This window comes from Poseidonibacter ostreae, from assembly GCF_009208075.1.
GTDB classification, from domain to species: Bacteria; Campylobacterota; Campylobacteria; order Campylobacterales; family Arcobacteraceae; genus Poseidonibacter; species Poseidonibacter ostreae.
Genome location: NZ_WFKJ01000051.1, coordinates 1 through 18,893 on the forward strand (window position 1 = coordinate 1; position 18,893 = coordinate 18,893).

General features: G+C 27.3%; 20 protein-coding genes. 11 read left to right on the forward strand and 9 right to left on the reverse strand.

What is annotated here, in order from left to right; genetic code table 11:
* From GBG18_RS13115 to GBG18_RS13130, 4 genes are all read left to right on the forward strand, one after another.
* Positions 1-181: hypothetical protein (locus GBG18_RS13115; protein ID WP_152191740.1), on the forward strand; the 181-nt coding region annotated here is incomplete at its 5' end.
* 20 nt (positions 182-201) lie between these two features.
* Positions 202-1,410: a tyrosine--tRNA ligase gene (gene tyrS / locus GBG18_RS13120; protein WP_152191741.1), complete on the forward strand. Its 1,209-nt coding sequence runs from the start codon at positions 202-204 to the stop codon at positions 1,408-1,410.
* Positions 1,411-1,420: 10 nt separating this feature from the next.
* On the forward strand, positions 1,421-2,503 hold the full coding sequence (locus GBG18_RS13125) for a nitronate monooxygenase (RefSeq protein WP_152191743.1): 1,083 nt from the start codon (positions 1,421-1,423) through the stop codon (positions 2,501-2,503).
* 101 nt (positions 2,504-2,604) lie between these two features.
* On the forward strand, positions 2,605-4,206 hold the full coding sequence (locus GBG18_RS13130) for an N-acetylmuramoyl-L-alanine amidase family protein (protein ID WP_152191745.1): 1,602 nt from the start codon (positions 2,605-2,607) through the stop codon (positions 4,204-4,206).
* A 5-nt stretch (positions 4,207-4,211) separates the two neighbouring features.
* Here GBG18_RS13130 and GBG18_RS13135 read toward each other — a convergent pair whose 3' ends face one another.
* From GBG18_RS13135 to GBG18_RS13150, 4 genes are read right to left on the reverse strand one after another with little or no spacing between them, the layout of a single operon-like run.
* Positions 4,212-4,658 carry an NUDIX domain-containing protein gene (locus tag GBG18_RS13135; RefSeq protein WP_152191747.1) on the reverse strand — a complete coding sequence of 149 codons (447 nt, stop codon included), beginning with the start codon at positions 4,656-4,658 and terminating at the stop codon, positions 4,212-4,214.
* A gap of 13 nt (positions 4,659-4,671) precedes the next feature.
* Entirely contained in the window at positions 4,672-5,739 is a 1,068-nt protein-coding gene (locus GBG18_RS13140) for an LptF/LptG family permease (protein ID WP_152191749.1), read from the reverse strand.
* A gap of 1 nt (position 5,740) precedes the next feature.
* Positions 5,741-6,292 (reverse strand): aminoacyl-tRNA hydrolase, encoded by a 552-nt coding sequence (gene pth / locus GBG18_RS13145; RefSeq protein ID WP_152191751.1) that lies wholly within the window; start codon positions 6,290-6,292, stop codon positions 5,741-5,743.
* A 13-nt stretch (positions 6,293-6,305) separates the two neighbouring features.
* Entirely contained in the window at positions 6,306-6,842 is a 537-nt protein-coding gene (locus tag GBG18_RS13150) for a 50S ribosomal protein L25/general stress protein Ctc (RefSeq protein WP_152191753.1), read from the reverse strand.
* 159 nt (positions 6,843-7,001) lie between these two features.
* On the opposite strand from GBG18_RS13150, the gene folD reads away from it, so the two are divergent.
* The 5 genes from folD to GBG18_RS13170 are packed head-to-tail and all read left to right on the forward strand — an operon-like array spanning position 7,002 to position 10,485.
* On the forward strand, positions 7,002-7,862 hold the full coding sequence (gene folD / locus GBG18_RS13155; RefSeq protein ID WP_152191754.1) for a bifunctional methylenetetrahydrofolate dehydrogenase/methenyltetrahydrofolate cyclohydrolase FolD: 861 nt from the start codon (positions 7,002-7,004) through the stop codon (positions 7,860-7,862).
* Positions 7,863-8,648, forward strand: a complete 786-nt coding sequence (gene lepB, locus GBG18_RS13160) for a signal peptidase I (protein ID WP_152191756.1) — start codon at positions 7,863-7,865, stop codon at positions 8,646-8,648.
* A complete protein-coding gene (gene rpiB / locus GBG18_RS13165; RefSeq protein ID WP_152191758.1) occupies positions 8,648-9,103 on the forward strand; it encodes a ribose 5-phosphate isomerase B in 456 nt (151 codons plus the stop codon). The genes lepB and rpiB overlap by 1 nt, the downstream gene beginning before the upstream one ends.
* A gap of 27 nt (positions 9,104-9,130) precedes the next feature.
* Positions 9,131-9,262: a hypothetical protein gene (locus GBG18_RS15670; RefSeq protein WP_255467389.1), complete on the forward strand. Its 132-nt coding sequence runs from the start codon at positions 9,131-9,133 to the stop codon at positions 9,260-9,262.
* Positions 9,259-10,485: an HD domain-containing protein gene (locus GBG18_RS13170; protein WP_152191760.1), complete on the forward strand. Its 1,227-nt coding sequence runs from the start codon at positions 9,259-9,261 to the stop codon at positions 10,483-10,485. Before GBG18_RS15670 ends, GBG18_RS13170 begins: the two co-directional genes overlap by 4 nt.
* Before the next feature lie 10 nt (positions 10,486-10,495).
* Here the strand turns inward: GBG18_RS13170 and GBG18_RS13175 are convergent, their stop codons facing one another.
* The gene (locus GBG18_RS13175) at positions 10,496-12,442 is read right to left on the reverse strand and encodes a TonB-dependent receptor plug domain-containing protein (protein WP_152191762.1); all 1,947 of its coding nucleotides are present in this window, start codon (positions 12,440-12,442) and stop codon (positions 10,496-10,498) included.
* Positions 12,443-12,577: 135 nt separating this feature from the next.
* Here GBG18_RS13175 and GBG18_RS13180 point away from each other — a divergent pair, with 135 nt between their 5' ends.
* Together GBG18_RS13180 and GBG18_RS13185 are read left to right on the forward strand one after the other, a co-directional pair.
* Positions 12,578-12,823 (forward strand): hypothetical protein, encoded by a 246-nt coding sequence (locus GBG18_RS13180; RefSeq protein ID WP_152191764.1) that lies wholly within the window; start codon positions 12,578-12,580, stop codon positions 12,821-12,823.
* Positions 12,824-12,826: 3 nt separating this feature from the next.
* On the forward strand, positions 12,827-13,225 hold the full coding sequence (locus GBG18_RS13185) for a hypothetical protein (protein ID WP_152191765.1): 399 nt from the start codon (positions 12,827-12,829) through the stop codon (positions 13,223-13,225).
* 10 nt (positions 13,226-13,235) lie between these two features.
* On the opposite strand, the gene nth is transcribed toward GBG18_RS13185, so the two are convergent.
* The 4 genes from nth to GBG18_RS13205 form a co-directional block, all read right to left on the reverse strand.
* A complete protein-coding gene (nth, locus tag GBG18_RS13190; protein WP_152191767.1) occupies positions 13,236-13,883 on the reverse strand; it encodes an endonuclease III in 648 nt (215 codons plus the stop codon).
* A 19-nt stretch (positions 13,884-13,902) separates the two neighbouring features.
* On the reverse strand, positions 13,903-15,876 hold the full coding sequence (gene uvrB / locus GBG18_RS13195; RefSeq protein ID WP_152191769.1) for an excinuclease ABC subunit UvrB: 1,974 nt from the start codon (positions 15,874-15,876) through the stop codon (positions 13,903-13,905).
* Between the two features lie 68 nt (positions 15,877-15,944).
* Entirely contained in the window at positions 15,945-17,762 is a 1,818-nt protein-coding gene (locus tag GBG18_RS13200; protein ID WP_152191771.1) for a sensor histidine kinase, read from the reverse strand.
* Between the two features lie 4 nt (positions 17,763-17,766).
* Entirely contained in the window at positions 17,767-18,846 is a 1,080-nt protein-coding gene (locus GBG18_RS13205) for an ABC transporter substrate-binding protein (protein ID WP_152191772.1), read from the reverse strand.
* Between the last annotated feature and the right edge of the window lie 47 nt (positions 18,847-18,893).

Consider the following 18,893-nt stretch of genomic DNA (forward strand, 5'->3'; position numbering starts at 1 on the left):
GTCACAATATGAGGGATATATTCTTTCAGTTGAATATGGAAGACAATTACATTCATATAGACAATATTGTGATATTGAATTTGAAATAAATAAATCTAATATTGAAGAAGTAAGAAAAATTATAGAAAAAAAAGTAAAAGTTATAGAATTCTTCTCAAAAAAAGATGCCTATAATAAGTAGTAAAAAGGTTATAAAAATTAATGGAAAATAAAGTTCAAGAAGCATTAGAAGAGATAAAAAGAGGAACATCTGAGATAATTGATATTGAAGCAATTGAAAAGCTGATAAAAAGATATTATGAAACAGGTGAGAATTTTTACGTTAAAGCAGGATTTGATCCTACTGCACCAGATTTACACCTAGGACATACAGTTTTAATACAAAAACTAGCACTATTTCAAAAGTTTGGAGGAATTGTTCAATTTTTAATTGGAGACTTTACTGCAACTATTGGAGATCCAACAGGAAAAAGTGAAACAAGAAAAGTTTTAAGTGCGCAAGATGTATTAGATAATGCACAAAGCTATAAAGAACAAGTATTTAAAATCTTAGATGAATCAAAAACAGAAGTGATGTTTAACTCTAAATGGTTAAAAGAGTTAGGAACTGCAGGATTAATTTCATTAGCTTCAAACTTAACTGTTGCTAGAATGATTGAAAGAGATGATTTTTCTAAAAGATATGAATCAAATACTCCTATTGCTGTAAGTGAATTTATTTATCCATTATTACAAGGTTACGACTCAGTTGCTATGAATACTGATATTGAGCTAGGTGGAACAGATCAAAAGTTCAATCTTCTTATGGGAAGAACTTTACAAAAAGCTTATAACTGTAAGAAACAACAAGCTGTGTTAATGATGCCAATTTTAGAAGGCTTAGATGGTATTCAAAAAATGTCTAAATCTTTAGGTAATTATATTGGTGTTACTGATGAAGCATTTGATATGTTTGGAAAAATACTTTCAATTTCTGATGAATTAATGTGGAGATATTTTGAATTGTTATCTTCAAAATCATTAAAAGAGATTGAAGAGTTAAAAACAGCAGTAGAAAGTAAAACTCTACATCCAAAAGATGTTAAAGATTCACTAGCTATGGAAATTGTTGATAGATTTCATGGTAATGGAAAAGGTGAAGAAGCAAAAGCAGAATTTAAAAAAGTTTTTGCAAAAAAAGATATCCCTACAGATATGGATGAATATCTATTTGAGGGTGAAATTTGGATTTGCCAAGCATTAGTTGATGCAAAACTTGTAAATTCTACATCTCAAGCTAGACGAGATGTAAAAGCAGGTGCTGTAAAGATAAATCAAGAAAAAGTAACAGATGAGAAGTTAAATTTACAAATTGGTGAGTACATTTTACAAAAAGGTAAAAAGAATTTCGCTAAGATAATTATAAAATAAAGGGCTAATTTTGAAGATAGGAAAATATGAAATAAAACACCCTATAATCCAAGGTGGAATGGGTGTAGGAATAAGCTGGGATCAATTAGCTGGTAATGTTGCTAAAGAAGGTGGCCTTGGAGTTATCTCTTCAGTTGGTACTGGTTATTATAGAAATATGAGTGAAAATGTTCAGGTTGTTATGAAAAAAGACAAACCTAAAGATGCTATGAACTTTTATTCAAGAGAATCGTTTTTTGAAATTGTTGCAAATGCTAGAAAAATTTGTGGCGATGCACCATTAGCATGTAATATTTTATATGCATGTAATGATTATGGAAGAATGATGAAAGATGCTTGTGAAGCTGGTATTAATATCATTATTACAGGAGCAGGACTTCCTACTAATATGCCAGAATTTACACAAGATTATCCAGATGTTGCATTAGTTCCTATCGTATCAAGTGCACGTGCATTAAAGCTTATTTGTAAAAAATGGAAAAAATACAATAGAGTTCCAGATGCAATTATTGTTGAAGGTCCTTTAAGTGGTGGTCACCAAGGTTTCAAATATGAAGATTGTTTCAAAGAAGAATTCCAATTAGAAAATATTATTGGACCAGTTATTGAAGAAGCAAAAAACTGGGGAGAAGATATTCCTATTATTGCAGCTGGTGGAGTTTGGGATAAAAAAGATATTGATAAATTTATAGCTATGGGTTGTACAGGTGTACAAATGGCTACTAGATTTATAGGTACTTATGAGTGTGATGCTCATGCTAATTTAAAAAATGTATTACTAAATGCAAAAGAAGAAGATATTAAATTAGGTAAATCTCCTGTTGGATTACCAGCTAGATCTGTTAAAACTAATTTACAATTCTCAATGGAAAATAATACAGCACCAAAAGTACAGTGTATTTCAAACTGTGTAGCTCCTTGTAATAGAGGTGTGGAAGCTAAAGCTGTTGGTTATTGTATTGCTGATAGACTTGGTGCTGCATATAATGGTGATGAAGATACAGGATTATTCTTTACAGGTGCAAATGGTTATAGAATTAATAAAATTATCACAGTAAAAGAATTAATCGAAAAATTAACTCAAGGAGAATAAAAATTTATAATAAATTTTTTATTCTTATATTTCTTTGGCTTAGCTTTTCTATCTCAGCACTTGCTGCTGAGAATTATAAAGAAGAGTATCGTGCAGCCAAGATGAGTTACTTAAAAGCAGTTTTAAGAAAAGACTCAGAGACAAAAATTAATGAACTAGAAAAACTTATTTTTTTAGGAAAAAAACTAAAGAAAAACACTACTCCTGATGAAAAAAAATTAGAGATATTACTTGAAAGAGAAAATAAATCTAGCAAAAAAACAGAAATAAAAAAGATTTTTAATACAACAAATTCTGAATATTCAATTAATTCTGTATATACACAAAACAGTTCAATAATAGTAAATTTTAATAATAAAATATCAAAAGATTATATTAAGTTTTTCGAACTACATCAAGGAAATATATATAAAGATGTATTTGATATAAATGGTGATTTTAAAGATGCAAGACCTACAGTACTTAAAATTGATGAAATAAAAAAGATTTCTATTGGCCAATTTAAACCAAAAACATTAAGAATAGTATTATCAGATGAAAAAAATCTAAAAACATTTTATACAATCAAAGATAAACAACTTATTATAAGTATTCGTGATTTAAGTACAAAAAAAGTTGTAAAAAAAAGTAAAGAAGATTCAACAACATCTAATAATTATGTAGATAATGAAAATGAAATAAAATCTATAAACACAAAAGATAACACAATAGAAATTGAGTTTAATAAAAATATTTCTAAAAAAGATTTATCGTATGTAGCATATAAAAATAATGGTAATTTTGAAGATATATTTGATTTAACAGGAAAATTTAAATATACAAAACCAATAAAACTAAGTATTGATGGAATTAATAGAATTATTGTTTCAGATAAAAACAGTAAAACAACAAGAATTAGAATTTTAGATAAAAAAGATTTAAAAGTTTTTTATATTTTAAATAAAAGAAAATTAACTATAAAAATCTCTGGGATAACAAATAATAAGAAAACAAAATCTTTACCTTACAAAAATTTCATTAGTAAGACTATTGTAATTGATCCAGGACATGGAGCACATGATCCTGGTGCTGTAGGACCTGGGAAAAAATATGAAAAAGTTGTTACATTAAAAGTTGCAAAATATTTATACTCTATATTAAAGAAAAGAGGACATAAAGTTTATCTTACTAGAAATAGTGATAAGTTTATTAAAGTAGGAAAAAGAACAGACTTAGCTTTAAGAAAGAATGCTGATGTTTTCATCTCAATTCATGCAAACTCAGTTGCTAAAAAAAATGCTCATAAAGTAAGTGGAATTGAAACATATTATTTAAGTCCTGCAAAAACAGAAAGAGCAAAAAGAGTTGCTGCAAAAGAGAATAAATCTGATATTAGAAAAATGAGTAACTCAACTACTCAAGCCTTTCTTTCAACTTTAAATAGTCCCAAACTTAGATACTCAAGACTTTTATCTATTGATGTACAAAGAGAGATGTTAGCTTCTGTTGGTAAAAAATATAAAGTTAATGATAAGGGTTCTAGACCAGGACCATTTTGGGTACTATTAGATGCACCACAAGCATCAATTCTTGTAGAAGTAGGATATATATCTCATCCTATTGAAAGTAAGCGTTTATACTCTAGTTCTTATCAAAAACTACTAGCTGAGGGAATGGCTAATGGAATAGATGCATATTTTGAATTTAAATCAAGATTTGACTAAAAAACCTAAGAAGAGAACTTAGTATTTTCTAAAAAAGTTTTAATATCACTTATTAAAGTAGTTTGTTTTTTTCTTATAGTTGGTAAATCATCTAAAGAAAAAAACTTAACTTTAGAGTTTTCCCAAGATAAATAGTTACTCTTTAATTTATCTTCATAGAACATCTCATCTAATCCTTCAATATTTGAAGCATCAACTATCCAAATACCAATATCTTTTTCTAGATTTACTTGCTCAAAATAGTCTTCAAAAAGCCCTATCTCAACTTTAATACTACTCTCTTCAAATAGTTCTCTTTGAGCACACTCATAAGGATTCTCGTCTTTTTCTTTCATACCTTTTAAGCAACCCCATTTGTCTTTACTTAAAACAGATTTACATAATAATATTTTTATATCATTTTTACTAACAAAATAAGGAACAACACCATATGCCTTAGTATGAGACTTCATAAACTAACCTTTTTTAAGAATCTATTTTCTTATTATAAAATATTAAAGAACCAACTATCCATAAACCAAATGGCAGTAAAATGGAGATTTCAGGAAGTATAATACCACCGCTTGTAAACTTAAATAACATAAAGAATATACCCCAAATAATTAGTGTTCCAAAGATTGATAAAGAGGTGAATTTTCCTACATTAAAGAATCTACTATTTAAAGAAGCATAAGCAAATACAAGTAATAGTATTGGAATTACAAAAAATGAAACGATTACTTGATTATATAATGCACCTCTAATCTTATCAGTATTTATTCCTTGGTTTGATAATAAAACTAAGGCAGAAACTGCATCTAGAACTGAAAAGTTTGATTTTGATTCATAAACATTATCAAGAATTTTTGGTTTAAATCCTTCTAAGGTATTTAAGAATTTCTCATATCTTATATCTAGTTTTGTTGTTTCTAAATCCATTTTTGAGGGTTTAGTTATTATTTTTGCATCTACTATATACCATTTGTTATTTTGAAAATAAGCGTTTTTAGCAATAATAGATTGAACAATATCTCTATTTTTTATCTTATAAATATGAATTCCCTCAGCTTTTTTTTCTAAAGGTAAGAGTTTTTTGAAATAGACATAGTTATCATTATATTTTAAAAAAATATCTGCTTTTGTACTTGTAAAATATTCATTATGTAAAATTTTTCTCTTTTGCTCATAAGAGTAAGCCAAAGGAGTAATTTGCAATAAGATTAGCAATGTAATTAAAAATAGTGATATTTTTACAACTGGTGCATAAATATCTTTACTTCTGCTTCCAAGTGCATTAAATGCAACTAATTCATTGTTTTTTATAAATATTACAAGTGTAACTATCCAACCAAAAACTATAGATAAAGGTAAGGCTAAAGTTAATGTAAAAAAGCCATTATATAGTACATATAAAAGTTGTAAATTGGCAGAATCGGGTAGTTTTTTAAAGTTTTGTAAGAAATCAATTCCCACAAAGAATAGTTCTAAAGAAATTAGAACAATGACAAAGTTTAATAAATATTTTTTTAAAATATATCTTGTTAATATGCTCATTTTACTTCAATGTAAATTTGGATTTTACCTGGTCAATTTCTTCAGTTTTAAGTGCTTCAATCGCTTTAATAGTATGAGTTATTATATCTTGTAATTTATTCAATTCTTCTTTTGAAAAGTTACTTAATACATAATTTGCAACATCTGCTTTACTTTGAGGTTTTCCAATTCCAATTCGAACACGAATATACTCTTTTGAACAATGTGCATCAATAGATCTTAATCCATTATGACCACCATGCCCTCCACCTATTTTGAACTTAACTGTACCAAATGGTAAATCTAAATCATCATGTATTACAATAATATCTTCAAGAGGTATTTTATAATAATCCATAATAGAGCCAACAGCCTCACCTGAATTATTCATATATGTTGTAGGTTTTGAAAATAAATTATAGCCTGATTTTAAAAGTGTAGATTGAAAGTTTGATTTGTTTATACTTGAAGTTGTAAGATTTTTGGTCATCTCATCGATAACCATAAATCCTACATTGTGTCTTGTTAATTGATACTTTTCACCAATATTTCCAAGACCAATTATTAAATGCATTATAAAGTTAAAATTACTTAGCTTTAATTATACCAACAACTGGAACTCTTGTATCTAAGAAACACTCAACTGAATCAGCTAAAGTTAAATCTCTAATTAAGATGTTATCACCAGTATCTAAATCAGTTACATCAATAGTAATGTTTTCTGGTAAATCTTCAATTGTACATTTAACAGGAACTCTTTTAGTGTGAATCATTAAAAGACCTTTGTTTTTAATACCTTTAGCAATACCTGTAGTCGCAACTGGGATTTTGTAAGATGCTCTTACTCCTGGTTGTGCAACCATTAAATCAACATGTAATAAAGTTGAAGTTAATGGACATTTTTGGTACTCTTGTACTACTACTTTGTAAACTGTTCCTGCAACAGTAACATCAAATGCGATTGTTTCTTTATTTCTTAAAAATTTGATAAATTCATTATTTTTAAATGCAGTTGAAATATTTTCTAAACCTTTACCATAAATATTTGCAATTAAATATCCATCTCTTCTTAAAGTTTTAGTTGCTTGTTTTGTCATACTATCTCTAACGATACCCTCTAACATAAACGATCCTTTTGTTTTTTTATTTTAGGGCGCAATTATATTTAAGTTTTACTAAATTTTTCATTAAGCTTTAAATAAATTAGTGATTTAACTTTTTGTAATTGTATTTTAGATAATATATCCTACTTATAAAACATATTAATAGAAGGTTCAAATCCCATGACAATACTAGATGGAAAAGCATTATCTAATAAAATTAAAGACGAAGTAAAAGTTGAAGTTGAAGAACTTATAAAAGAAAAACATATAACTCCAGGATTAGCTGTTATTTTAGTTGGTAGCGATGCAGCAAGTGCAACATACGTAGCAAGTAAAGCAAAATCATGTAAAAATGCAGGCATTTATTCAGTAGTACATGAAATGCCAGATACTATTACACAAGAAGAGCTTCTTGAAACTATTAAAAGAATGAATGAAAACCCATCTTTAGATGGTATTTTAGTTCAATTACCATTACCAAAACATATTGATACAACTACTGTACTTGAAGCTATTGATCCATTAAAAGATGTTGATGGATTCCACCCATACAATGTAGGAAGAATGGTTTCAAATCTTGATTCATTTTTACCAGCAACTCCTTTTGGTGTGATGAGAATGTTTGAAGAGTATGGAATAGATTTAGTTGGGAAAAATGCCTGTGTAATTGGAAGTTCTGATATTGTAGGAAAACCAATGGCATCACTTTTAATCAATGCAAAAGCAACAGTAACTGTATGTAATTCAAGAACAAAAGATCTAAAAGCACAAACATTAGCTTCTGATATTGTAATTATTGCTGTTGGTGTTCCTCATTTATTAAAAGCTGATATGATTAAAGAAGGTGTAATTGTAATTGATGTAGGTATTAATAGATTAGATACTGGAAAACTTACAGGTGATGCAGACTTTGAAGATTGTAAAACTAAATCATCATTTATAACTCCAGTTCCAGGTGGAGTTGGACCTATGACTATTGCTATGCTTCTTAAAAATACAGTTAAAGCTGCCTATTTAAGAGAAACTAGAGAAAGTAAATAGATGTTTAAGAAGTTTTATAACTGGTCCTCTTCATGGACTGGTACTATTGTAATAGTTCTTGTGATTATGTCATTTATAGCTCAAGCATTTGTAATTCCAAGTGGAAGTATGAAAAACACACTTTTAATTGGTGATATGCTTTTTGTTAAAAAATTCTCTTATGGATTACCAGTACCAAGAATCCCATGGCTTGAAATTAAAATGCTTCCAGATTTTAATGATAATGGACACCTAATTGAAGGTCCTAGACCAAAACGTGGTGAGATTGTTGTATTTAGATATCCAAAAAATGAAGCTATTCATTATGTAAAAAGAGCAGTAGCAACAGGTGGAGATATTGTTGCATTAAAAGATAAAAATTTATTACTTCATCCAAAAGAAGGAAATGAATATGTTAAAGCTAACTATCCAAAAGAGAGTATTATTGAAGTTGGGGATAAATTATGGGTAGTAAATCCATATAAAAAAGAACATCCAGGAATTCACAATGATTCAACTGTAGTAAACAATGGATTAAATCCGCAAGAACTATTTAATATGATGCCAATTTTAGTACCAGAAGATGAAACATTTATGATGGGTGATAATAGAGACCATTCAAATGATTCTAGATTTTGGGGAACAGTACCTTATAAATATGTAGTTGGAACTCCTTGGATTATCTATTTTTCATGGGATGATAATAAAGAGATTAGATGGGATAGAGTATTAAAACAAGTTGATACTCTTGAAAAAAAAATGGATACAAAAAACATAAAACTTGATCATGAAAAAGGAATATATTAATGAAATATTATATTGGTGCAGATCATGCAGGAATTGATATCAAAGCATACGTAAAAGAATTATTTGAAAAAAGAGGTCATGAAGTAATTGACTTAGGACCAAATACAAAAGATAGAGTTGATTACCCAGATTATGCTTCAAAAGTATGTAAAAGCGTTTTAGAAGATGAAGGAAGCAAAGGTATTTTAATCTGTGGTTCTGGAATTGGAATGAGTATGGCTGCAAATAAATTTGATGGAATTAGAGCCGCACTTTGTCATAATGAATACTCAGCTAAAATGGCAAGAGAACACAATGATGCAAATGTTATTTGTTTAGGGGAGCGAGTTTCTGGATTTGGAATGGTTGAAGCTATTGTAGATGCATGGAATGATTCATCATTTGCAGGTGGAAGACATGAAAGTAGAGTTGAAAAAATCAATGCTATTAGTAAAATGGGAAGCTGTAGAGTTTAAAACTATATTCAATAATAAAGGATTATTATGAGAGAGCCTTGGCAAATATATTTAATGATGTTTATTATTGTAGCATTAATGCTTCTTGGAAAAAAAATGATGTTTTTTTCTAATGATAAAGAAGATAGTAAGAAGAATGAGCCAAAGGATAAGAATTGATTAATTCTAAAATTATTGACTCTATTTTCTCTTCAGCTTCAATACAAAGATGGAATGACTATCCAAGAATGGTAGAACTTGTTGAGCTTGATAAACAAGCTCATAAGTTTATCATCGCATATTTTATTGCAAAACTTGAAAAAGATGTAAACTATACTCACTTAATAGAAGCTGGAATTTTTGAGTTTTTAAGACGCGTAGTAGTAACTGATATAAGACCTGATGTATTTAGAAAAGCCTTACAAAAAAAATCAAAAGAGATAAACACTTGGGTTATCTCAGAACTTTCACCTTCATTAAAAGATATTGACAATGGAGTTTTTCTACAAAAATTCGAAGAATATCTAGAAAATCCTCAAATATATAAAAAAGAGCGATTTATACTAAAAGCAGCTTCTTACTTAGCTACTAAATGGGAATTCTCAATTGTTTATCAAACAAGCCAATTTTTAACCGATATTGAAGATGTTAAGAAAAGTGTTGATGAAGAGATTGAAGACTATTATGAACTAATTGGAGTGCGAAAAATTGCACTAAATAAAAAGCTTGCAAAGATTATTGATTTAAGTGGACGACTTAGATTTCAAAAAAGATGGGCACAAACTCCAAGAGTTCCTGAAACATCTGTTTTAGGGCATATGTTAACAGTTGCTATTTTTGGATACTTTTTCTCAATTGATGTAAATGCTTGTGATAAAAGAATTCAAAACAACTTTTTTACAGCTTTATTTCATGATTTACCAGAAGCACTAACTAGAGATATAATAACACCAGTAAAATACTGCGTGGATGAGTTATCAGATATTATTGCTGAGTATGAATTAGAAAAAATAGAAGATGATATTTTACCAAATCTACCAGAAGAATTACACGATGAGTTTTCATATATTTTAGGACTTTATGATGGTAAAAAAGAAGAGTTTGAAAACAAAATCTATGAAGATAAAATCCAAATAGTTGAAGATGTATCAAAATATAATCAAGATAAATACAATGCAATAGATGGTTTAGCTTTAAAACAGTGTGATAAACTATCAGCTTTTGTTGAAGCTAGTCTTTCTATTTCACATGGTATAAAATCAAAAGAATTAGTAAATGGTAAAAAACAGATTTTAAAAGCTTTAAAAGAGATTCAAGGAATTGATTTTAAAGAGATTGCCACTAAAATAGATCATGATTTTGGAACTACAGGGCAAACTCAAGTTCGTATGGAGTTTGATTAAAATATAGCTTTTAGAAGCTATATTTTAAGTTTGCGTAGAAGTATCTTCCTGGATCGTTTAGTAATTGAACATCGCCTGTTCCTACATAAGTTATGTCTTGATAAGTATTTGTAGAATTATATGTTTTATCCAATACATTATCAACCCCTAGTGTTAATCCTATATTTTTAAATATTTCATTATTATACTTAAGATTTACTACTGCATATCCAGCTAACTCTCGTTCATCTGCACTTGAATCATAGCTATTCCAATTATCAACTGCTAATACTTCAGCTGTGTATTTTGCTTTTTTATCTTCATAATTTAATGCAATATTTGCTTTTAATGGTGGGATTTCTGCTAAATCTTTATCAGAATAATTTCCATCTTTTTTTCCTCTTTGATATGCTAAACCATAATCAAATGAAACATTATCATTCATATAGTAAAACCCACCAATATCTAAACCATAAATTTTTGCATCGATATTTTCAAATGTTCCACTATTGTAAATATAATCTTTTAATACAGAATAGAACAACTTAGTTCTAATATTAAAAGCACCTATAATTTTCTCAAAACCTAAATCAGCTTCATAATTTTTAGTATCTTCTAGGTCATCATTACCTGTATATGCTCCTGATGATTTCTTCGAATATAACTCTCTAGCATCTGGAACTCTTGATGATTTTCCAATACCTGCAAAATATTTTGTGTTTTCATCTGCATTATAAATAGCAAAAATATTTGCGCTTAATGCAGTATATTTATTATCTTTTTTAGTACTATCGATTGTTTCAATATCTGTATAGTCATATCTAGCCCCAAACTCTAAATCCAATTTCCCAAAAGATTTTTCTATTTTTGAAAATATAGCTTTATTTGTAGTATCTGTACTTGCTATAGAATCATTTATATAAGGATTAGCTAAACTATAATATTTTCCTCTCCAATTTCTAACACTTGTATCTAATCCTAAAGTTAATAAATAATCTTTAATTTCAGTACTATTTTTTAGTTTTACACCCCAAATCGATGATTTCATATGATTTGTCATTTGCATCGCACCATTATTTCTTAAAGTTGTACTCATAGGATGGTCAACATTTGAATAATAATAATCTAAATTTAACTCTTTAGAAAAATCAGCTAAATCTCTTTTCGTGTATCCAATAGTATATATATTTGAGTCATCATAATCAGCATCCATTGGTGTATTTGGATAAAGAACATTGTCACTTCTATTTGCAGTATATGATAGATTTATTTCAGAACTATCATCGATATTATAAACTGCTTTAGTAAGAAGTGTTTTTTTCTCAAAAGCTTCTAAATCACTTTGCGAATACTGATTTAAAGGATCAACTCCACTAGCTTTTTGTTGCTCTAAGAAGTCGTTTCCATTTCCATCTTCGTATTGATCACCCTTCTCTATTGAAGTAGAAACCAATAATTTGAACTTATCTGTTCCACCACTTATAGTTGCAGCAGCTTTTTTATATCCAAAGCTTCCAGCACCTAGATTTATCTCACCACTTACTTCTTTACTTGGCTCTTTTGTTTTTACTATTACATTTCCACTTAATGTTCCAAAGTTTTCAACATCATAAGGACCTTCAATAACTTTTACACTTTCAATGTTATTTGATAAAACATGAGAAGTTGCTGGGTCCATTCTATTTGGACAGGCTCCATATATTTTTGCATTATCTATTAAAATATTAATATTATCCTTTTTTTGTCCTCTTAAAATAATATCATTTGCAATTCCACTTCTTCTTACAATTGAAATTGATGGTATATTTTTTGTAAGAGCCTCAGCTAAATCAGCACTTTTAATTTGTTCATTACTTACATCTTTAACAATTTTAGTATTTGCCTTCTCAACGACACTAATTTGTTCTAAAACAGTTGTTTCATTAGCAGATAAAACAACACTCGCACACACTAAAGATAAAGAGATAATTCTTTTCATAAAGTTTCCTTGAAATAATTTTGCATAATTATGGCAAAGTGCTGTTAATTTTCTGTTAACTTATAAATTTTAAGATGATTTTCTTCAAATTTTGTAAAGATGAGATATAATCTTAAAAATTAAAAAGGAAGAAATTTGAGTAAAATAGTTTTAGATGTAGATGATAAAAATATTGATACAGTATTAACAATTTTAAATAATTTAAAATCAGGCCTGATTAAAAATATATCAGCACCAACAAATAATATCAACTCTAGAATGCAAGCAAAAAAGCTTTTAAAACAACAAAATATTCAAGAAGATGAATTTATGAGTTCAAGTCCAAGTACTGGAAAGTATCTTTCAAGAAGTGATTACAAAAACAAATTAAAAAAAGGATAAAAAATGCAAGTATTAGTAGCATCGCTAGTGATTCTAGCACTAATAACATTTATAGTTTATAAGATTAAAAAATCAATTACAAAAAAAGATATCATTATTTTTTTAGCAGTTGTTGCTTTGATAATAGTAGGTCTTATTTATAATGGAAAAATTCAAGAAGAAAAACTTCCAAATGTGTTTAAAGAAAACTATCTAAAGCAAAAAAATATTGAGATTTTAAAGCTATCTTCAACTCAAGTAAATTTTGAAGTTTTAAGTAGTACAAGATCAATTTATGATTTTATTTATATTATAAAAAAAGCTAATCAAGAGTATTTATGTGAAGCTAAAAATGTTGAAGTTTTATTAGTTGAAGATGAGTATGTAATTAAAGAGTATCAAGAAGAGTGTAAATTAAAATAGAGTTTCAAACCTAAGCAGGTTTGAAACTTTTCTTTGTTTTACAAACATGTGGAAAAAGACAATTATCACAATCTGGCTTAACTGCTTTACAAATATATCTTCCAAATAATACCATTGCTTGATGAAAAATATGTAAATCATGGCCTTTTAACTTCTTAACTAAATCAGCTTCCGTAATCTCTACAGTTTTCCCATCACTAAGACCAAGTCTATGAGAAACTCTAAATACATGAGTATCTACAGCCATTAAATTTGCACCCTCAAACTCAATCATAAAAACATTTGCTGTTTTATTACCAACACCTGCAAGTTTCATTAATTCTTTTTGAATATGTGGAATCTCTCCATCATAATTTTCAATAACACTTTGTGCCATTTTTATTATATTTTTTGATTTATTATTAAAAAATGAACATGATTTTAATAACTCTTTTACCTCATCAAGTGAAGCATCAGCTAATTCATATACACTTGGATACTTTTCAAATAAAGCAGGTGTTATAATATTTACTCTTTTATCTGTACACTGAGCACTCAATATAATTGCTATTAATAACTCATAATCATTTTTATATTCAAGCTCTGTTACTGCATCTGCATATTTTTCTACAAAGGCAACTTTGAGTATTTCTATTTCTTTTTTTGTGGCTTTTTTCATATTACTTCTTTTAAATCTTTTAAATTTTCTTAATCTTTTCTATTTCATCTCTTATTCTAATTGCTTCTTCAAAGTTTAAATCATGCGAGGCTTTTTTCATCTGTTTATTAAGTTCAATTAATATTTTCTTTCTTTCAGCTGCTGGCATTTTTTCAACTTTTTCTTTTTTCCATGCTAGTTCATCATACTCTTCAAGTTTTAAACTTCCATCTAATTTTCTCTTAGTTGATTTTGGTGTAATTCCATGCTCTTTATTATATGCTTCTTGAATCTTTCTTCTTCTATTAGTTTCATCTATTGCAAATTGCATCGAGTCTGTAATTCTTTTTGCAAAAAGAATTACTTTTCCATTTTCATTTCTTGCACCCCTACCCATTGTTTGAATAAGTGCAGTACGTGATCTTAAAAACCCTTCTTTATCTGCATCTAAAATAGCTATTAAAGAAGCTTCTGGAATATCCAAACCTTCTCTAAGTAAGTTTATTCCAATAAGTACATCAAACTCACCAAGTCTTAATTGTCTAATAATATGATTTCTTTGGATTGCATCTATATCACTATGCATATACTTAACTTTAATACCTAAATCACTATAGTAAGAGGCTAACTCTTCTGCCATTTTTTTTGTAAGTACTGTAACTAATACTCTTTCATCTTTTGCTATTACTCTTTTAATTTCATCATGAAGTTTCTCTACTTGATATTCTGAATCCATTATTTCAATAACTGGTTCTATTAATCCTGTTGGTCGTATTACTTGTTCAGCAACTACAGAACTTAAATTTACTTCTAATTCATTTGGTGTTGCACTTACAAAAAGAAAACTAGGTGCTTTTTTTATAAATTCATCAAATTTTAAAGGTCTATTATCCAAAGCACTTGGAAGTCTAAATCCATATTCAACTAAAACTTCTTTTCTAGATCTATCAGCTGCATGCATTCCTCTAAACTGTGGAAGAGATACATGTGATTCATCAACTATAAGTAAGAAGTCTTTTCCGATTTGTTCAAAATAGTTCATTAGTGAATATGGAGTCTCACCAGGCTTTTGACCTGTTAAATGTCGTGCATAGTTTTCAATACCCTTACACATACCAGTACCTTCAATCATCTCTAAGTCAAACTCAACTCTTTGTTTTAATCTTTGATGTTCAACTAACTTATCATTCTCTTTTAAGTTTTTAAGTCTCTCATCAAGTTCCTCTTCAATTTGTTTTACTGCAACTGAAAGTTTATCGTTTGAAACAACAAAAGGATTAACTGAATAAATAATTACTTCTTTTAAATCTTGTGTTTTATTATTTGTTAAGTACTCATGCTTAGAAATAGATTCAACTTCATCAGCAAAAAACTCAACTCTAATAAATTCATCTTCATAATAAGCAGGATAAATATCTATAACATCACCATTTACTCTAAAATCAGACCTATCAAAGAATTTATCGTTTCTTTTATATCCCATTTCTACAAGTTTTAGTAAAAGCTCTCTTTGAGAGTATTCAAAACCAACTTCAAGTCTTTGAACCATTGCTTGGTACTCTTCTGGATTACCTAAACCATAATTTGCAGATACTGATGCAATAACAATAACATCATCAAAAGAAAGTAGCGACGCTGTAGTACTAAGTCTTAGTCTTTCTAATTCTTCATTTATTGAAGAGTCTTTTTCAATAAATAAATCGCTTCTTGGAATATAAGCTTCAGGCTGATAGTAATCATAATAAGAGATAAAATATTCAACATGATTATTAGGGAAAAACTGTTTAAATTCAGAATATAACTGAGCTGCTAAAGTTTTATTATGCGTCATAATAAGCGTTGGTTTTTGAGTTTTTTCAATAACCTTTGCCATAGTATATGTTTTACCAGAACCTGTAACACCTAAAAGAGTATTGTATTGATTTCCCGCATCAATAGAGTCACTTAAGGCTTTTATTGCTTGGGGTTGATCACCTGCTGGGCTATAATCACTTATTACTTCAAACTTTGCGATAGCTTTGTCCTTATGATTTTTTTGTTATTGTATCAAAGATTTTATTATGAGATGGTTTATAAGTACAACTATATTAAAGTGATAGTAAATTCAGCTCCACTATACTCTTTTTCTTCATATTTATAAGTAACATTATTAACATCAATATTTCCACCCATTCCATCAACAATCAAATTGTAGGTCATATGAAGTCCAAGCCCAGTTCCTAAAGATTTATGTTTAGTAGTAAAGTATGGTTCAAAAACATGAGGTATTAAATTTTCTGCTATTCCATTTGCATTATCTTTAATCTTTATAATTACTTTTTCATCTTTTGTATAAGTTGAGATAAATACAAGTTTATTTTTAATCTCTTTTTCATTTAGCACATCTTTTGCATTATTGAATATATTAATTAGACATTGAATTAATTCATTTTCATAACCATTAACTTCAATATCATCTGCTAAATCAAGTATTATATTTATCTGATTGTTTTTAATAGTAGAATCAACTAGGTGTAAAAAACTTTTAATATCTTTTTTTAGATTAAATACTTTTTTAGTTCTATCGCCTTTTATAAAGTTTTTAAAATCATCAATTGTTCTTGATAAATATTGAGCATTATCATTTATAATTGTACAAGTTTCTATAAGTTTTTTTTCTTCTAATATATTATATTCTTTTTCTACTATTATTCCTGTTGCTGCTGTTGAAATTAAAGAAAGAGGTTGTCTCCATTGATGTGCAATATTCCCAATCATTTCTCCCATTGCCACCATTTTTGCTTGTTCACTAAGGATTTTATCTTTTTGTTGATTTTGAACTATTTGCTGTTTTAATGATTTTTCATTTTTTATAATAGATTTTTGCATATATTTAAAATCATTAATTAATATTCTAAATATTGTATATTTACTTTTTATATTTTCATCCATTTTAGAGTTATGGTCTTTAGCAAATCTATTAATATTTAATGTTAGTAACTCTAGTGGAGATACGATACTATTTGCAGTTTTTTTTGCACTCATAATTGATATAAATGCAATTAATATTATAATAATTAAAAGAATAAAAGAGATATTAAATATATATTGATCTATATCGTTATTATTTTCTTTTACTAAAATCATCCAAGATAGATTATTAAATTTTTTATATGAAACATAATTGTTTTTATTTCTACCTTCATCAAAATATTTTATAAGTTTATTTTCTTCATTCTTTGAAATATTATCTTTATATAGTCTTGTAGTAAAAAAAGAGTTTCTGTTTTTTACATTAAATTTATTAGAAGTATCTAAAATATATAAACCATTTTTATCAATAATTGAAACACTAATATCACTAAAAGCAGAAGGATTAAGATTTGAAACGAGTTTATTTATGAAATCAAGATTTAGTTCAATAATATAAATTTGATTTTGAAATTCAAAAACATAAGAGACTAAAGGAGCATCTGATAAATTTGAGAAATAAATATTACTTAGAAAATCTTTTTTTTCTAATAAGTATTTTTTGAAAATTGCTTTTTTAGAAAAATCATATCCCTCTCGTACTTTTATTTTAGTTTTACTAGTAAGCTCTTGGATAATACCATCTTTACTTAAAATCATTATGGTATCAATTGAATTTTTATATTTTAAAATATCAGATAATAATCTCTTTCTTTCACTTTTATCTATATCTTTTAGTAAGTTAGGGATTTCTTTTATATCTTGGTTGAAAACATTTATATTGTATTGGATATTTTTTATGATATTAGTATGTTCAGATAAAATCAAATCATATTTTTCTTTTGTAATTAAAAAAACAAATATTAAACTTAATAACAAAATAGGAACTATAGAAAACAATAAAAACTTTCTATATAAATCCTTTTTAAATATTTTGCCTTGTGTTTTCATAGTTTTACTTTATTTTAATAAATTTACTATTTTTTACTCTAAAAATATAATAGGGGGTTTTAATATCTCCATACTTATCAAAGGATATCTCATCTCCTGCTATATTAAAAGTCTCTTTTTCAATAATATATTTTTTTATATCATCAACTTTTTTATGTCCATTTTGTAAAGCTTCTATAATTATATTTGCAGCTTGGAAACCTTGAATATTGGATCTATTTGATTGATATTTATAAATTGAATAAAAATCTTTTGCAAAATCTTGATAATCTTTATTCTCATAGTTAATATAATTTGACGAAGTAAAATAAACACCTTCAGCCCACTTACCAACATTTTCTATAAACTCTTCATTTTTTGCCCAACCTGATGAAATTATAGGTGTAGTGTTATTATTGATTCTTAAATACTGAATTAGACCTGCAGCATCAATACCATTTTGCACTTGTACAATAAAATCAGCATCTTTTACTTTTTCTAAAATGTCTTCATATGCTAAATTTGAATCAATAAGCTCTTTATATTTCATCTCTTTATCATCAAAAAGGTGTAAATAGTCATATAAATATGCTTTATTATTTACATCTCCTATTAAATAAATATTTTTAGCCTTGCTATCTTCTAATAATTTAATTAAATTACTAAAATGTTCTATTGAATTTGCCGTTTGAACTCTAAAAAAGTTATCATCTTTTTTAGAAAAGTAACTACTACTAGCAGTTGGTGAGATTTGAAAGATATCTTTATGCTTTGAGATTATTTCTGAAGATATTTTACTCATAGAACTTGTTGCATTTGCAATAATATACTTAACATTATCTTCTATAAGTTCATTTATAACTTGTTTGTTTACTTCTTTATCTTGCTTATCATCTTTAAGAATTAACTCTATTTTCTTACCATTAATTTGATAATTTATTTTATCAAAGGCAAGAATTATTCCATTTTTTTCATTTAAACCTAAATCTGAATATTTACCACTAAGACCTAAAACAACACCTATTTTAATAGTATCATTTTCATTCTTTTCAAAACAGCCAACAAAAAATATAAATATTAACATTGTTATAAAAATATTTTTCATCTCTATTTCCCTAAGTTAAGTAATTTTTTCTTCTAATATTTTGACAT

Bases quoted from the DNA above. Each gene is read 5' to 3' on its own strand.
- tyrS (WP_152191741.1), top strand. From the start codon at position 202: ATGGAAAATAAAGTTCAAGAAGCATTAGAAGAGATAAAAAGAGGAACA.
- GBG18_RS13130 (WP_152191745.1), top strand. From the start codon at position 2,605: ATGAGTTACTTAAAAGCAGTTTTAAGAAAAGACTCAGAGACAAAAATT.
- GBG18_RS13135 (WP_152191747.1), bottom strand. From the start codon at position 4,658: ATGAAGTCTCATACTAAGGCATATGGTGTTGTTCCTTATTTTGTTAGT.
- GBG18_RS13140 (WP_152191749.1), bottom strand. From the start codon at position 5,739: ATGAGCATATTAACAAGATATATTTTAAAAAAATATTTATTAAACTTT.
- pth (WP_152191751.1), bottom strand. From the start codon at position 6,292: ATGCATTTAATAATTGGTCTTGGAAATATTGGTGAAAAGTATCAATTA.
- GBG18_RS13150 (WP_152191753.1), bottom strand. From the start codon at position 6,842: ATGTTAGAGGGTATCGTTAGAGATAGTATGACAAAACAAGCAACTAAA.
- folD (WP_152191754.1), top strand. From the start codon at position 7,002: ATGACAATACTAGATGGAAAAGCATTATCTAATAAAATTAAAGACGAA.
- lepB (WP_152191756.1), top strand. From the start codon at position 7,863: ATGTTTAAGAAGTTTTATAACTGGTCCTCTTCATGGACTGGTACTATT.
- rpiB (WP_152191758.1), top strand. From the start codon at position 8,648: ATGAAATATTATATTGGTGCAGATCATGCAGGAATTGATATCAAAGCA.
- GBG18_RS15670 (WP_255467389.1), top strand. From the start codon at position 9,131: ATGAGAGAGCCTTGGCAAATATATTTAATGATGTTTATTATTGTAGCA.
- GBG18_RS13175 (WP_152191762.1), bottom strand. From the start codon at position 12,442: ATGAAAAGAATTATCTCTTTATCTTTAGTGTGTGCGAGTGTTGTTTTA.
- GBG18_RS13185 (WP_152191765.1), top strand. From the start codon at position 12,827: ATGCAAGTATTAGTAGCATCGCTAGTGATTCTAGCACTAATAACATTT.
- nth (WP_152191767.1), bottom strand. From the start codon at position 13,883: ATGAAAAAAGCCACAAAAAAAGAAATAGAAATACTCAAAGTTGCCTTT.
- GBG18_RS13200 (WP_152191771.1), bottom strand. From the start codon at position 17,762: ATGAAAACACAAGGCAAAATATTTAAAAAGGATTTATATAGAAAGTTT.
- GBG18_RS13205 (WP_152191772.1), bottom strand. From the start codon at position 18,846: ATGAAAAATATTTTTATAACAATGTTAATATTTATATTTTTTGTTGGC.